General features: G+C 47.2%; 13 protein-coding genes. 10 read left to right on the forward strand and 3 right to left on the reverse strand.

Translation table 11 applies throughout. The features are described from left to right. Positions 1–12 precede the first annotated feature (12 nt). From dapA to lysA, 6 genes are read left to right on the forward strand one after another with little or no spacing between them, the layout of a single operon-like run. Positions 13–894 carry a 4-hydroxy-tetrahydrodipicolinate synthase gene (dapA, locus tag B3M90_RS11055; RefSeq protein WP_290784117.1) on the forward strand — a complete coding sequence of 294 codons (882 nt, stop codon included), beginning with the start codon at positions 13–15 and terminating at the stop codon, positions 892–894. Next, positions 891–1637 (forward strand): 4-hydroxy-tetrahydrodipicolinate reductase, encoded by a 747-nt coding sequence (gene dapB, locus B3M90_RS11060; protein ID WP_290784118.1) that lies wholly within the window; start codon positions 891–893, stop codon positions 1635–1637. Before dapA ends, dapB begins: the two co-directional genes overlap by 4 nt. Beyond that, positions 1624–2331 (forward strand): 2,3,4,5-tetrahydropyridine-2,6-dicarboxylate N-acetyltransferase, encoded by a 708-nt coding sequence (dapD, locus tag B3M90_RS11065; protein ID WP_029340774.1) that lies wholly within the window; start codon positions 1624–1626, stop codon positions 2329–2331. Before dapB ends, dapD begins: the two co-directional genes overlap by 14 nt. A gap of 25 nt (positions 2332–2356) precedes the next feature. After that, a complete protein-coding gene (locus B3M90_RS11070; RefSeq protein ID WP_023467124.1) occupies positions 2357–3289 on the forward strand; it encodes a branched-chain amino acid transaminase in 933 nt (310 codons plus the stop codon). Next, positions 3286–4344 carry an alanine racemase gene (gene alr, locus B3M90_RS11075; RefSeq protein ID WP_290784121.1) on the forward strand — a complete coding sequence of 353 codons (1059 nt, stop codon included), beginning with the start codon at positions 3286–3288 and terminating at the stop codon, positions 4342–4344. Before B3M90_RS11070 ends, alr begins: the two co-directional genes overlap by 4 nt. 13 nt (positions 4345–4357) lie before the next feature. Then, the gene (gene lysA / locus B3M90_RS11080; protein ID WP_290784123.1) at positions 4358–5674 is read left to right on the forward strand and encodes a diaminopimelate decarboxylase; all 1317 of its coding nucleotides are present in this window, start codon (positions 4358–4360) and stop codon (positions 5672–5674) included. 118 nt (positions 5675–5792) lie between these two features. On the opposite strand, the gene B3M90_RS11085 is transcribed toward lysA, so the two are convergent. Beyond that, positions 5793–6788, reverse strand: a complete 996-nt coding sequence (locus tag B3M90_RS11085) for a LysM peptidoglycan-binding domain-containing protein (RefSeq protein WP_290784125.1) — start codon at positions 6786–6788, stop codon at positions 5793–5795. Positions 6789–6980: 192 nt separating this feature from the next. On the opposite strand from B3M90_RS11085, the gene B3M90_RS11090 reads away from it, so the two are divergent. Both B3M90_RS11090 and B3M90_RS11095 read left to right on the forward strand, forming a co-directional pair. Further along, on the forward strand, positions 6981–8108 hold the full coding sequence (locus B3M90_RS11090) for an ABC transporter ATP-binding protein (RefSeq protein WP_035412384.1): 1128 nt from the start codon (positions 6981–6983) through the stop codon (positions 8106–8108). Beyond that, positions 8105–9688, forward strand: a complete 1584-nt coding sequence (locus B3M90_RS11095) for a glycine betaine ABC transporter substrate-binding protein (RefSeq protein WP_214856396.1) — start codon at positions 8105–8107, stop codon at positions 9686–9688. The genes B3M90_RS11090 and B3M90_RS11095 overlap by 4 nt, the downstream gene beginning before the upstream one ends. Positions 9689–9833: 145 nt before the next feature. On the opposite strand, the gene B3M90_RS11100 is transcribed toward B3M90_RS11095, so the two are convergent. Next, entirely contained in the window at positions 9834–10019 is a 186-nt protein-coding gene (locus tag B3M90_RS11100) for a hypothetical protein (protein WP_290784127.1), read from the reverse strand. Positions 10020–10130: 111 nt separating this feature from the next. Further along, positions 10131–10670, reverse strand: a complete 540-nt coding sequence (locus B3M90_RS11105; RefSeq protein WP_214856398.1) for a gamma carbonic anhydrase family protein — start codon at positions 10668–10670, stop codon at positions 10131–10133. 124 nt (positions 10671–10794) lie between these two features. Between B3M90_RS11105 and ade the strand changes: the two genes are divergently transcribed. Next, positions 10795–12528, forward strand: coding sequence for an adenine deaminase (ade, locus tag B3M90_RS11110; RefSeq protein WP_290784129.1), 1734 nt, complete (start codon positions 10795–10797; stop codon positions 12526–12528). 263 nt (positions 12529–12791) lie between these two features. Continuing rightward, the gene (locus B3M90_RS11115) at positions 12792–13049 is read left to right on the forward strand and encodes a hypothetical protein (RefSeq protein WP_035412398.1); all 258 of its coding nucleotides are present in this window, start codon (positions 12792–12794) and stop codon (positions 13047–13049) included. The last annotated feature ends 17 nt before the right edge of the window (positions 13050–13066 follow it).

Genomic DNA, 13066 nt, shown 5'->3' on the forward strand with positions numbered 1-13066 from the left:
GAGGAGTTCTTCATGTTCAAAGGAGCAGGTACAGCGCTCGTCACACCATTTAATGAAGCAGGCGAGTTGGATTTACACGTATTCGAACGCTTGATCGAGCAACAACTCGCAGCGGGGATTCAGGCACTTGTCGTCGGAGGAACGACAGGAGAAGGTTCGACACTGACAAACACGGAATTCGAACAGCTATTGACGACTGCCGTTCAAGTCACGGCAGGACGAGTACCCGTCATTGCCGGAACGGGTTCGAACAACACGGCAGTAACAATCGAGAAGACATTACTCGCAGAACGCCTCGGTGCGGATGCAGCGATGCTCGTCACACCGTACTACAATAAAACATCACAAGCCGGTCTCGTCGCGCACTTCACGGCGGTCGCTGATGCAACCGAGTTACCAATCATGCTGTACAACGTTCCGTCGCGGACTGGTGTTGCGATCGCAGTCGAAACCGCAGTGACATTGGCACGTCATCCACGCATCCAAGCGTTTAAGGAAGCGAGTGGAGACGTCAGCTTCATGGGCGAACTGATGGCGGCAATTCCGGAAGACTTCGCGGTATTCTGTGGAAATGATGATCAAATCCTGCCGTACATGGCATGGGGGGCACAGGGTGTTATTTCAGTTCTCTCTAACCCGTACCCGGCAGAGACACAAGCACTTGCTGAAGCGTTACTCGCGCAAGATCTCGCCACGGCCCGCCGGATTCAGGCAGACTTGTTACCGGTCATCGGTGCTTTGTTCAGTGACGTCAATCCGATTCCGGTCAAAGCATCGCTTGAAGAACTTGGCTTTGCTGTCGGTGCGCCGCGCTTGCCGCTCGTGCGTCAATCGGAAGCGGGACACGCCCACTTACTCGAAACGATGCGGGCTTACAAAGGAGTGGTTCGATGAAACTCGCGTTACACGGTTATGGGGCGACAGGACAATACGTCGTCGAACTCGCACCACAAAGTGTCGTAGCGATCGTTGACCGGACGAAGTCATCCGATACGATCGCTTCATATGCCGAGCTAACAGAGATGGCAGAAACGGTCGATGCGATCATCGACTTCTCGCATCCGAGTTTGCTACCGGATCTGCTCGCATATGGGTTGGCGACAAAAACACCACTCGTCATCGCGACGACTGGTTTTTCGGAGGCGGAACTGGCATCGATCAAGGACGCTGCAAAAGAAATTCCGATCTTCCAGTCGTATAACATGTCGTATGGTATTGCGATGGTGCAGCAACTGCTGAAGACACTTGTGCCACTAGCAGGAGCGTATGACATCGAATTGCTCGAGAAACATCACAACCAAAAAGTCGATGCCCCGAGCGGAACGGCGGAGTTGTTATTGCAAACGATTCAGACGGCACGTGACGTCACACCGGTATATGACCGGTCACAAACGCGGCAAAAGCGGGAGACGAACGAGATCGGGATGCACGCGATGCGCGGCGGTACGATCTTCGGAGAACACGAAGTCTTATTCGCAGGTGTCGACGAATTGATTGAAATCAAACATACGGCATTATCGAAAAAAGTATTTGCTTCTGGTGCGATCAAAGCAGCTGAGGCACTCATTCAAAAAACAGCGGGACTCTATACATTAGAGACGCTCTACACACAGGAGGATTCACATGTTACTCACTGATGCTTACGAAATTGCTAAATTCATTAAAGATGCTAAAAAACAAACACCGGTAAAACTTTACGTCAACGGCGATTTGGCGGGCTTGACGATCGAAGGTGCAACAGCGTTCGGATCAGATGAATCAAAGATTTTCTTCGCGGATGCAGGACTTGCGGCTACTTTCTTAGAAAAGTATTCAGATCGCATCACGGATGTTCACGTGGAGTATGACCGTCGCAACAGTGCGGTACCAATGCTTGATACACGTCACTTGAATGCGCGCATCGAACCAGGTTCATGGATTCGTGATCATGTCGTCATCGGTGATAACGCGGTCGTCATGATGGGTGCGATCATCAATATCGGTGCATCGATCGGAGATGGTACAATGATTGATATGAACGCTGTCGTCGGTGCACGTGGGACGATCGGGAAAAACGTTCATGTCGGCGCAGGTGCCGTGGTCGCGGGTGTCCTCGAACCACCTTCAAAAACACCTGTCATCATTGAAGACGGTGTCTTGATCGGTGCGAATGCAGTCATCCTTGAAGGCGTCAAAGTTGGTAAAGATGCCGTCGTCGCTGCCGGTAGTGTCGTCACAGAAGACGTACCTGCTGGAAGCGTCGTTGCCGGAACACCTGCACGTGTCATCAAACAGAAAGATGCGAAAACAGAAGAGAAGACGCAATTGGTGGATGATTTACGTTCACTCTGATTGACGTCGAAGAGGAGGAAAACACATGGCAGTGGATACACAGTATGGAGAAGCAATTTGGTTAGATGGAGTCTTTCATGATCCGAAAGATGCGAACACGAGCGTCATGTCACATGCGATTCACTATGGTAGTGGATTCTTTGAAGGAATTCGTGCCTACGCGACACCGGACGGACCGGCGATTTTCCAATTGAAGGAACATATCGAACGTCTTTTCCGTAGTTGCGCCTATTACCACGTCACGATTCCGTATACGGTTGATGAACTCGTCCAGGCGACGATTGATCTAGTTGCGAAAAACGGATTCGAATCTTGTTATATCCGTCCATTCGTGTTCCTCGGTACGCCATGGCAAGCCTTGATGGCGAAAGATACGACAGTTCATGTCGGCATCTCTTGCTGGGAGCTTGGGGAATACTTCGATAAAGGCGCTGGAATCCGTGCTAAAGTCGCGTCATATCGCCGCGTCTCATCAACGATGATGCCAATGCAAGCGAAAGCGGCTGCCAACTATATGAACTCACAACTCTTAAAAGGTGAAGCGATCCGTGATGGATTTGATGAAGCGATCGCACTCGACATGAACGGAAATGTCAGTGAAGCGAGTGTCGCGAACCTCTTCCTTCTTAAAAACGGAACGATTCATACACCATCACTTGATTGTTCAGTACTCGATGGTATCACACGCCAAGTCATTATCCGTTTGGCACAAGATCAAGGCTATCCTGTCGTCGAACGTCACATCGGACGCGATGAATTATATGTCGCAGATGAGATTTTCTTAACAGGAACAGCTGCTGAAATCACGAGTGTCGGCGAAATCGATCATATCTCCATCAACGGCGGAACACGGAACGTCGCAGATGAATTGCTCGATCTTTACCGTCAAGCCGTCACAGGTCAATTGCCGCAATACGCGGATTGGTTGACGTATGTGACTCCAGCTGTTGCGGAATGACGACGCGTACACTCGTTACGATCGATCGGAAGGCGGTGCGACAGAACGTCGCATCGGTCTTCGCTCGGTCACGTAAACATATTTTTGCCGTGGTCAAGAACAATGCGTACAACTTAGGGATGCTCGAGATGGTCGAGACGCTGATGGCGTCTGATGTTCATCATTTTGCTGTCGCAGAGTTGTATGAAGCCATTGAAATTAAAACGAATTTTCCAGACAGTTATGTACTGGTGATGAATCCGACGGAGGATTTTGAAACAGCACGACGTTTCGGAATTGCACTCGGTGTCTCATCGCTAGAATGGCTCGCTCTCCACAGCGAACAGCTGCAGGGAGTCGAGTTACATTTGAAGATCAACGTCGGGATGAACCGTTTTGGTGTCAGTTCGCTTCAGGAAGCGGAAGCTGTCCTTACGCTTGCGCAAGCAGATTCGCTCGCTTTAACGGGTTTATATACACACTTTCCACTTGCCGATGAACCGGATGCGGATCACGATGGACAAGTCGAACGTTTCGTCGCCATTGCCGATGTGTTACGAAAGCGCCATACGTTTACGTATATGCACTCTGAAAACAGTGCAACGATCGTCAAACACGATCCGCGTCTCGCGTTTTGTAACTATGTCCGTCCCGGAATCTTCTTATTCGGCTATTCGCCGATCGAAAAGATGGACTGGCTCGTACCTTCACTCCGGATGACGACGGAGGTCGTTGAAATTCGCGAAATCGGACCAGGTGAGCACGTGGGATATGGCACGAATTTTACGAGTACAGAACCGATGCGGATCGCTATTTTGCCCGTCGGCTATGGGGACGGTGTTGTCCGTGGACGGGCCGTTCTACCCGTTCATATTAAAGGGAAGCCTTATCCAGTTATCAATAAACTATTCATGAGCCATACGTTCGTCGCTGTCGATGGAACGGTGGAAGCCGGAGACGAAGTTGTGCTATATGGAGATGGCGTTGAAATTGACGATATCACCCGGACAGGAGCAGCGAACAATTCAGAGCAGATGTGTGCCCGGTCTTGGCGTTTGACGCATCAGTATCTATAAGGAGGAACTTATTATGTATGGAAGTCAATACCTGACAGAAGAAAACAACACGTTGCACATCGATGGTGTCGCAGCGACCGATCTTGCAGCACAGTACGGAACACCATTGTACGTGATGGCAGAACGGGAGCTGACGGATCGACTGGCGACCGTCCGGGAACACTTCCTTGATAAGTATCCGAATACGTATGCTTCCTTCGCTTCTAAAGCATTGACTGTCAGTGCGGTGTATGAACAAGTCGTGCGTCATGGTCTTGGAATTGACGTCGTCACGGGCGGGGAACTCTTCATCGCCCGTCAATCGGGCGTTCCAGCAGAGCGAATTTATTTCCATGGTTCGAATAAATCAACGGCTGATCTTCAGTATGCTGTCGAAGAAGGTGTCGGACGAATCGTCATCGATCACTTTGCAGAGATTGCACAACTGGAAGCGATTGCGGCACAAGCTGGTCGAACGGTTCATGTCTTGATTCGGATCGTGCCACAAGTCATCGGTGGAGCGCATGCGAAAATTCAGACAGGTGGTGTCGATACGAAATTCGGTTTCTCGACACATGCGTCAGATTACTTGGACGCAATCGAAGCGATTTTAGCATCAGAACATCTATCGTTACTTGGCATCCATTGTCATGTCGGTTCGCAAATCCAAGATCCGTCGCTGTTCGAACAGACGGCTCGGACGATGATGGGCTTCGTCGAAACAATTCGTGTACAACATGATTTCACAGTCAGCGAAGTCAACGTTGGAGGTGGGTTCGGAATTGCCTATACGCAGGACGACCAGCCACTTGATTTTGAAGCGACGATCGCACGCGTCATGGATGTCATTGAGACGGAAACGGCACGACTTGGCATCGAACGTCCGCGAATCGGTATCGAACCAGGACGCTGGATCGTTGCGAATGCAGGGACGACACTTTATACAGTTGGGGCAATAAAAGAGATCGAAGGCGTCCGGACATATCTTTCGGTGGACGGTGGAATGACGGATAACATTCGTCCCGCACTTTACGGAGCGGTTTATGAAACCGTCATCGCTAACCGGATGAGTGGCGAAACGACCGAAGTGACCGTCGTTGGAGCAGCTTGTGAATCAGGTGATCTCGTCGCTGAAAAAGCGCAGTTAGTTACGCCAAAGAGTGGCGATACCCTCGCTGTATTTGGAACGGGAGCGTATAACTTCTCGATGGCAAGCAACTACAATCAATTCTTACGTCCGGCACTCGTCTTCGTTCAGGACGGGGAATCCCGCGAAGTCGTCCGTCGACAAACATATGCGGACTTAGTTCAGTGTGATCTTGGAATCAGTGGGGTCCGTTCGGAGTCATAAGAGGTGAGGGGTCAAGCGATTGACGACAAAAAAACCGGCGTTTCGCCGGTTTTTCATACATGTGACGATTCTTCTCGCGACTAGAGAGGAATCGTTTTTTTTGCTGTGATCAGTCTATTTATTTTGGGATTTTCAAGACTTGTCCAACGAGTAAGAGATTCGGATTTGTGATGCCGTTCGCCTGCATTAATACTGTGACGGTGACGCCGTAACGTGTCGCAATCGAGTAAAGTGTATCACCCGCTTTAACCGTATACGTCGTTGTCGGGATTTTTAAGACTTGACCGACATTGAGTAGACTCCAATTCGTGATGTTGTTCGCACTCGCGAGGGCAGAGACCGAGACATTGTATTTACGGGCAATCGAATAGAGTGTATCGCCCGCTTTGACAGTATACGTCGTACCGGTTGGGACCGTAGAACGCAACAGTTCTGAAATCGTGACGAACGAATAGCCTTTTGCTTTTAATTTCGAAATCATCGTCGGCAGGGCGGTTGGTGTTCCTTTCGCACCAGCCCCAGTATGCATGAGGATGATTGATCCAGGAACGACTTTTGGTAACACACGATCCAAGATGGCTGTTGAAGAGATTCCTTTCCAATCCGTCGAATCGATATTCCATTGAATCGTTTTCGTATAACCAGCCGCTCCGACGACACTCAATACCTTACTGTTACTCGCACCGAACGGCGCCCGAAAAATCGGTTTCGTCGTTTTTCCGGTCAAGGATCGGATGAGCGACTCCGTCCGGGATAATTCACTTGTCATTTGGCTTGCTGATAAAGTCGTGAAATCCGGATGTGAATACGAGTGATTGCCGATTTGATGTGTTGGAGAGGCGGTTGTGATGTTTTTAATCGATTGAGGATGGTTGTTTGCACCACTGCCTGTTAAAAAGAAAGTAGCTTTCACTTGATTACTTTTTAAGACACTTAATATTTTGGCAATGTTCGTTCCATCTGAACCGTCATCAAATGTCAATGCGACGACTTTTTTGGTCGTCGTTCCTTTTGTGACAAACGTAGAACTCGCTGCATCGACCTGTGAGGGAATTGAAAGTGGGGTTAGGAGAAGCAATCCGATCATCATGATGGTGGGTTTCTTGATGTTCATCGTTAAGGGCCTCCTTCATCAAAACATGCTTTATCAGTACTCTTTATTTAGGTATTCCCTTTATTTTTAAAAAAAGAACTAAGAATTTCCCCTTTTTCAAAGAAATAAAACTGATCTAATGGAAATTTGTTTAAACCGTAACCTTTTTGGGAAACTATAATATATGGAAATAGTAAAAAGGAGTGAGAAGGAATGATCGAATTCAAAAACGTCGGCAAGCAGTTTAAGGAAAATGTCGTCTTAAAAGGCTTATCGCTCGAGATTCAAAAGGGTGAACTCGTTGTTTTCATCGGACCAAGTGGTTGTGGGAAAACGACATCACTTAAAATGATCAATCGATTGATCGAACCTTCTTCAGGTACGATTTTGGTCAATGGGAAGGATATCATGAAGACGGATACGATTGAATTAAGACGCCATATGGGATATGTTATTCAGCAAACTGGTCTGTTCCCTCATATGACGGTCCGGGAAAACATTCAATTGATTGCTGGACTTGAGGGGAAAGATCACGATGAGATGGATCAGCGGACAGAACAACTATTAACGATGGTCGGGCTTGATCCGAGACAATTTATTGATCGTTATCCGAGTGAACTCAGTGGCGGACAGCAGCAACGTGTCGGTTTCGCGCGTGCTCTGATGAATGATCCTGATGTCATCCTAATGGATGAGCCGTTCAGTGCTCTCGATCCCGTTACTCGTAATGATTTGCAGGAAGAGCTTTTCAACTTACAAGAGGAAGTGAAAAAGACGATTGTTTTCGTCACTCATGATATGGATGAAGCGATCAAGTTAGCGGATCGGATATGTATCATGCGTGATGGGGAGATCGTTCAGTTCGATACTCCAGAAGAAATCCTGCGTCATCCAAAAGATGAATATGTCGAATCGTTCATCGGAAAAAATAAAATTTGGAGTAGTCCAGAATTCATCAAGGCAGAAGATATCATGATTGAGGATCCAGTTTCAATCAGTGGTAAACGTACATTGCTACAGGGAATTGAAATCATGCGTGGGCGAAAAGTCGACAGTCTATTGATCACTGATCGTGACCGCGTTTTACAAGGGCTGATTAAGTTAAAGAACATCCAGACGATCCCGGATAAGAGCCAACGAATTGAAGAAGTAATGGAGGGCGAAATCATTGCCGTCAATGAACACGATTCGTTACTTGATGTCCTTGAAGTCATGAATCAGGAAGAGACAGGTTATCTGCCGGTAACAGATGCAACAGGAAAACTAAGAGGATTAATCACACGTAGTAGCTTACTTTCCGTCTTGAGTGAGCAATTCATTCATGAGGAGGAAGTTCAATGAACGGTTTCTTTGATTATGTAAAAAATAATACCGATCAAATCGGTGACTTATTACTGGAGCACTTACAGCTGACGGTCTTTGCCGTCGTCATCGCCGTCGTCCTTGGGATTCCGATCGGGATTTTAATCACGCGCTATCAAAAGTTCGCAAAACCGGTCCTCGCGCTGACGAGCGTCGTGCAAGCCGTCCCGAGTCTTGCCTTACTCGGTTTCTTAATTCCGTTCATCGGTATCGGATCGACACCAGCGATCATCATGGTCGTGCTCTATTCACTCTTGCCGATCGTCAAAAATACGTACACAGGTCTATCGAGTATTCCGGGAGATACGCTTGAAGCAGCAAAAGGAATTGGTTTGACGGATCGTCAAATCCTCAGTAAGGTCCAGATTCCGCTTGCCTTACCGATCATGATGGCAGGGATTCGGATTTCAGCCGTCACAGCGGTCGGTTTAATGACGATTTCAGCATTCATCGGTGCCGGTGGTCTTGGTTACCTCGTCTTTTCAGGTATTCAAACGGTTGATAATAACCAGATTCTCGCCGGAGCGATTCCAGCTGGTATTTTAGCCCTTGTCATCGACTTTGTCGTCAGCCGGATTGAATATTCGGTGGCACCGAACGGTATTCCGCTCGCGGATGGTCGAATTAAAAACAAGGCACGGAAACGCCGTAAAGCGATGTCAGCGGGACGCAAGATCGCGATCGCAAGCATCGTCTTCCTATTGGTTGGTGGTACAGTCGCTTATTCTTTCCTCAAGGAAGATAAGATCGTCATCGGATCGAAGAACTTTACGGAACAGTTGATTCTTGGAAATATGTTAGCGGATTTAATCGAAGATAAAACGGATCTACAAGTCGAACGTCAATTAAATCTCGGAGGGACGAAGGTCGCTTACGGGGCGCTTGAAAAAGGGGAAATTGACGCATATGTCGAATACACAGGGACATTGTTGATCGACGTGCTCAAGCAAGAGGTCGAGACGGATCCGAAAACGGTCTATGCAAAAGTCGGGAAGATGATTCCCGAAAAAAGTCAGGTCGATGTCCTAGATCCGATCGGCTTCAACAATACGTATGCTCTTGCCATGACAAAAGAAGACATTAAGAAGTACGACTTGAAGACAGTGTCGGACATGTCAAAAGTCAGTGATCGCTTGATTCTCGGTTCAACGATTGAATTCGCGAACCGTGAAGATGGTTATCTTGGTCTAAAGAAGAAGTATCCGGATATGAAGTTCAAAGATGTACAACCAGTTGATGGAGGACTTCGCTATACAGCATTGACGAACGGTCGAACGAATGTCATCGATAGTTTTTCAACAGACGGTCTTTTGAAGAAGTTTGATTTGACTGTACTCAAAGATGATAAAGAGTTCTTCCCACCATACTATGCGGTACCACTTGTTCGTCAAGAAACCATTAAAGAACATCCAGAGCTGAAAAAAGTCCTCAACACATTGAAGGATAAAATCACGGATGAAAAAATGCAAGAACTGAACTACAAAGCAGATGTTGAGAAACAACGTCCTGAAAAAGTCGCGCGCGATTTCTTGATTAAAGAAGGGTTGATTTCTAAATAAACAGATAGAGCCGAGGCGGGAATCCGCTTCGGCTCTTTTTGTATGCGCGCTGACGCGCTATATCGTTTTGGAAAATACGTAATCAAGTGATTAAATTATTTTTTGATGCGATTAGCGAGCCAAGCGCGAACAGTGCGTTGCTGAATCATACACGTTCTTCCTCTCGGTTTAATGTTCCAAGGCGGTGCTCGGCATCTTTAACGATACGTACTTGAACCTCGACTGTCAACCAATCTGTTTCGAATTCAGGTAACGTCGGCAAACCATAGCTTGGGTTACTCGTAGATGAAAATAAATCAGAGATAATACGTTCTTCATATACTGGAATCATATAAAATCCCCTCTCTGTGTCTTGATTCATCTCTTGCACCTCTAGTGTACGAAAGAATTGTAAAGACGGAAGAGGGGAGGTGTTAAGAACCCGTGAACTTTGTAAACGTTCTCACAAACTTGTCAAATCCTCTGTAATGGCTTCACAACTGTCAGCATACTGCTGCCCTCGTTTCACGTATTTTCGGACTGTTCGTTCCATGATGAATCGATCATGGTCACTGATATCCCGGACGATTTTTGCAGGAACACCCATGACCATCGCACCGGCAGGCACCTTCATTTTTGGCGGCACAAGACTTCCCGCAGCAACGAATGCACCTTCTCCAATTTCAGCTTCATCAAGGATCGTCGCCGACATCCCGATCAACGCTCCTTTTCGAATGATACCTCCATGAATCATTGCCATATGACCAATCGTGACTTCATCTTCAATGATAGTCGGAAACCCTTCATACTGATGAATCATCGAACCATCTTGAATGTTGACGCGTTCTCCGATTTGGATCGGACCTTCATCTCCCCGGATGACCGTATTGAACCAGACGGATGAGTCTTTTCCGATCGTGACCTCTCCGATGACCTTTGATCCATCCGCTAAATAAACGGATGGATCGATGTTTGGAATAAGTGAACCGACACGATATTTCATGCGTTTTTCCCCCTCAGGCATTAAATCCATACTCTTTCATCTTGACGTTACAAAAAATAAATTGCAACAGCTTCCAAACTAATTGTAAGATAGTGAAAATACGCTTACACCAGGAGGAGACAGGATGGAACAAACAGTACGTGAACGATTGATTGCGATTGCTGCAAAAAAAGAGAAAGCAGCTGTCGTCTATCAGAACATTTCAGTCATCGATGTCATGACACGTGAGACGTATACAGCAGATGTAGCGATTGATTCAGGTTATATCGCTGCTGTCGGAGAGGGATATGAAGGAGTCGAGAATCGTCCGGGAACGAGTCTGTTCATCGCTCCAAGTTTTGTTGATGCCCATGTTCATATTGAATCATCGATGGTACCACCAAGTGAGTATGAGCAGGCGATTTTACCACTAGGCGTCACGACGATCATCGCGGATCCACATGAGATTGCGAACGTCAAAGGCGCAGAAGGTTTGTCCTTCATGCTAGACGATGCAGAAGGTCTCGCCCTTGACGTGCGCATGATGTTACCGAGCTGTGTTCCGGCGACTTCGTTTGAACACGCGGGAGCATCACTTGATGCTGCGGCACTTGCGCCATTCGTCAATCATCCGGGTGTCCATGGTTTAGGGGAAGTCATGGATTATCCGGCTGTCGAACGAGCCGATCGCGACATGTTACAAAAAATCAAACAGATTGAAGACGCAGGGAAACTTGTCGATGGACATGCTGCAGGACTCGGACCACGCGAAATCAATATTTATGGTGTCGCTGGAATTCGGACGGATCATGAATCCATCAGTAAGGAAGATGCAATTGCACGAGCACGTCGTGGTCTGTATGTCGAAATACGGGAAGGGTCAGCAGCCCGTAACTTGAAGGAAGTACTCGATGCCGTGACAGAGAGTAATGCCAGCAGGTTCCTCTTCTGTACGGATGATAAACATTTGGACGATACATTACGCGAAGGTACGATTGATTATAATATTCGCTATGCGATTCGTCATGGGATTAAACGCGAAACAGCGTATGCGATGGCATCGTTGCACGCGACAAACGCGTATCGTCTAGACGATCGGGGAGCCATCGTACCAGGACGCCGGGCGGACTTCGTCTTATTATCGGATGCCGATAACGTCGTGATTGATGAGGTTTATATTCAAGGGAATTGTGTCGCACGAGCAGGGAAAACGATTCGACCCGTTCGCCGTGCTCATGTGCCGGAGTCATTACGTGGAACCTTGAATACAAAACCGATCACACCAGAAGTATTCGCCCTTCCACTCGAATCACCACGTGCGCATGTCATCGGAGTCATTCCGAAAAGCATCGTCACCGAGCACTTGATTCTTGACGTTCCGCTTCAAGAAGGACATTTCGTTCCTGTGCCAGAGGAGGATCTCTTAAAAATTGCTGTCATTGAGCGTCATCACGGGACATCGTTCTCAGCAGTTGGGATCGTCAAAGGATTTAAGATGAAGCGTGGAGCGATTGCTGCGACCGTTGCCCATGATTCACATAATCTCGTCATCGTTGGGGCATCAGACGAAGAGATGCGACTTGCTGCAGAACGTCTTGTTCAAGCGGGTGGGGGTGTCATTGCTGTTAATGGGCAAGACGTGCTTGCAGAGTTACCGCTTGAAATCGCTGGGCTGATGACGAATCGTCCTTTCCAAGAAGTCGGGGACACACTCGAAGCATTAAACGATGCACTTGATGTATTAGAAGCGGATCGGTCCTTTAATCCTTATTTGACGATGTCGTTCCTTTGCTTACCGGTCATTCCGGAATTGAAGTTGACCGACAGTGGGTTATTCGATGTGAAACACTTCCAGCATATTTCAGTACAAGCAAACTAAAGTCCATCGCGAGTCTGAGTCTCTTTCCGGGACTCAGACCGTTTTTTATTAGAAATAGATGATCTAAAATCAAAGAAAGATACTTTACAAAAGCTCTAAATATTCTTAATGAAACTTAATAGTTTGGATGTTGAATCATTTTGGAAAGCTTGTTATAGTAAGGTCTATATCATTTGTGAGAAATCTCACTTTCTTTGAAACTCTTTATTTAAAAGAGTCGTAGAAAAGAATAGGATCACTAAAGTGGAAAGGGGACTATATTTATGGATAAATCATATTTTGAAGGACATGAAGTCTTGATTGCGGACGTCTATCGTTCATTCACGCGTCAATTTTATGCACTTCCGACACATCGGCGAACGAAACGTCAATTGCGAAACCTTGCATTCTCCGTTATTCGTCAAGCCAGACCGACGTATGAAGAACGCACCGTTTTGTACGCCTATTTTGCTGAATTCTTCCGAGCAGTGGAAGAAGGACAAGATGAAGAAATCGCTTTTTATAAACAAATCGCACAGTAAAGACCCCCGATGGCTCC

The organism is Exiguobacterium sp. UBA6309, from assembly GCF_002439205.1.
GTDB lineage: Bacteria > Bacillota > Bacilli > Exiguobacteriales > Exiguobacteriaceae > Exiguobacterium_A.

What these genes read in the sequence shown, in the direction of transcription:
- dapA (WP_290784117.1), top strand. Translation starts at nt 13, where the DNA reads ATGTTCAAAGGAGCAGGTACAGCGCTCGTCACACCATTTAATGAAGCA.
- dapB (WP_290784118.1), top strand. Translation starts at nt 891, where the DNA reads ATGAAACTCGCGTTACACGGTTATGGGGCGACAGGACAATACGTCGTC.
- dapD (WP_029340774.1), top strand. Translation starts at nt 1,624, where the DNA reads ATGTTACTCACTGATGCTTACGAAATTGCTAAATTCATTAAAGATGCT.
- B3M90_RS11070 (WP_023467124.1), top strand. Translation starts at nt 2,357, where the DNA reads ATGGCAGTGGATACACAGTATGGAGAAGCAATTTGGTTAGATGGAGTC.
- alr (WP_290784121.1), top strand. Translation starts at nt 3,286, where the DNA reads ATGACGACGCGTACACTCGTTACGATCGATCGGAAGGCGGTGCGACAG.
- lysA (WP_290784123.1), top strand. Translation starts at nt 4,358, where the DNA reads ATGTATGGAAGTCAATACCTGACAGAAGAAAACAACACGTTGCACATC.
- B3M90_RS11085 (WP_290784125.1), bottom strand. Translation starts at nt 6,788, where the DNA reads ATGAACATCAAGAAACCCACCATCATGATGATCGGATTGCTTCTCCTA.
- B3M90_RS11090 (WP_035412384.1), top strand. Translation starts at nt 6,981, where the DNA reads ATGATCGAATTCAAAAACGTCGGCAAGCAGTTTAAGGAAAATGTCGTC.
- B3M90_RS11095 (WP_214856396.1), top strand. Translation starts at nt 8,105, where the DNA reads ATGAACGGTTTCTTTGATTATGTAAAAAATAATACCGATCAAATCGGT.
- B3M90_RS11100 (WP_290784127.1), bottom strand. Translation starts at nt 10,019, where the DNA reads ATGATTCCAGTATATGAAGAACGTATTATCTCTGATTTATTTTCATCT.
- B3M90_RS11105 (WP_214856398.1), bottom strand. Translation starts at nt 10,670, where the DNA reads ATGAAATATCGTGTCGGTTCACTTATTCCAAACATCGATCCATCCGTT.
- ade (WP_290784129.1), top strand. Translation starts at nt 10,795, where the DNA reads ATGGAACAAACAGTACGTGAACGATTGATTGCGATTGCTGCAAAAAAA.
- B3M90_RS11115 (WP_035412398.1), top strand. Translation starts at nt 12,792, where the DNA reads ATGGATAAATCATATTTTGAAGGACATGAAGTCTTGATTGCGGACGTC.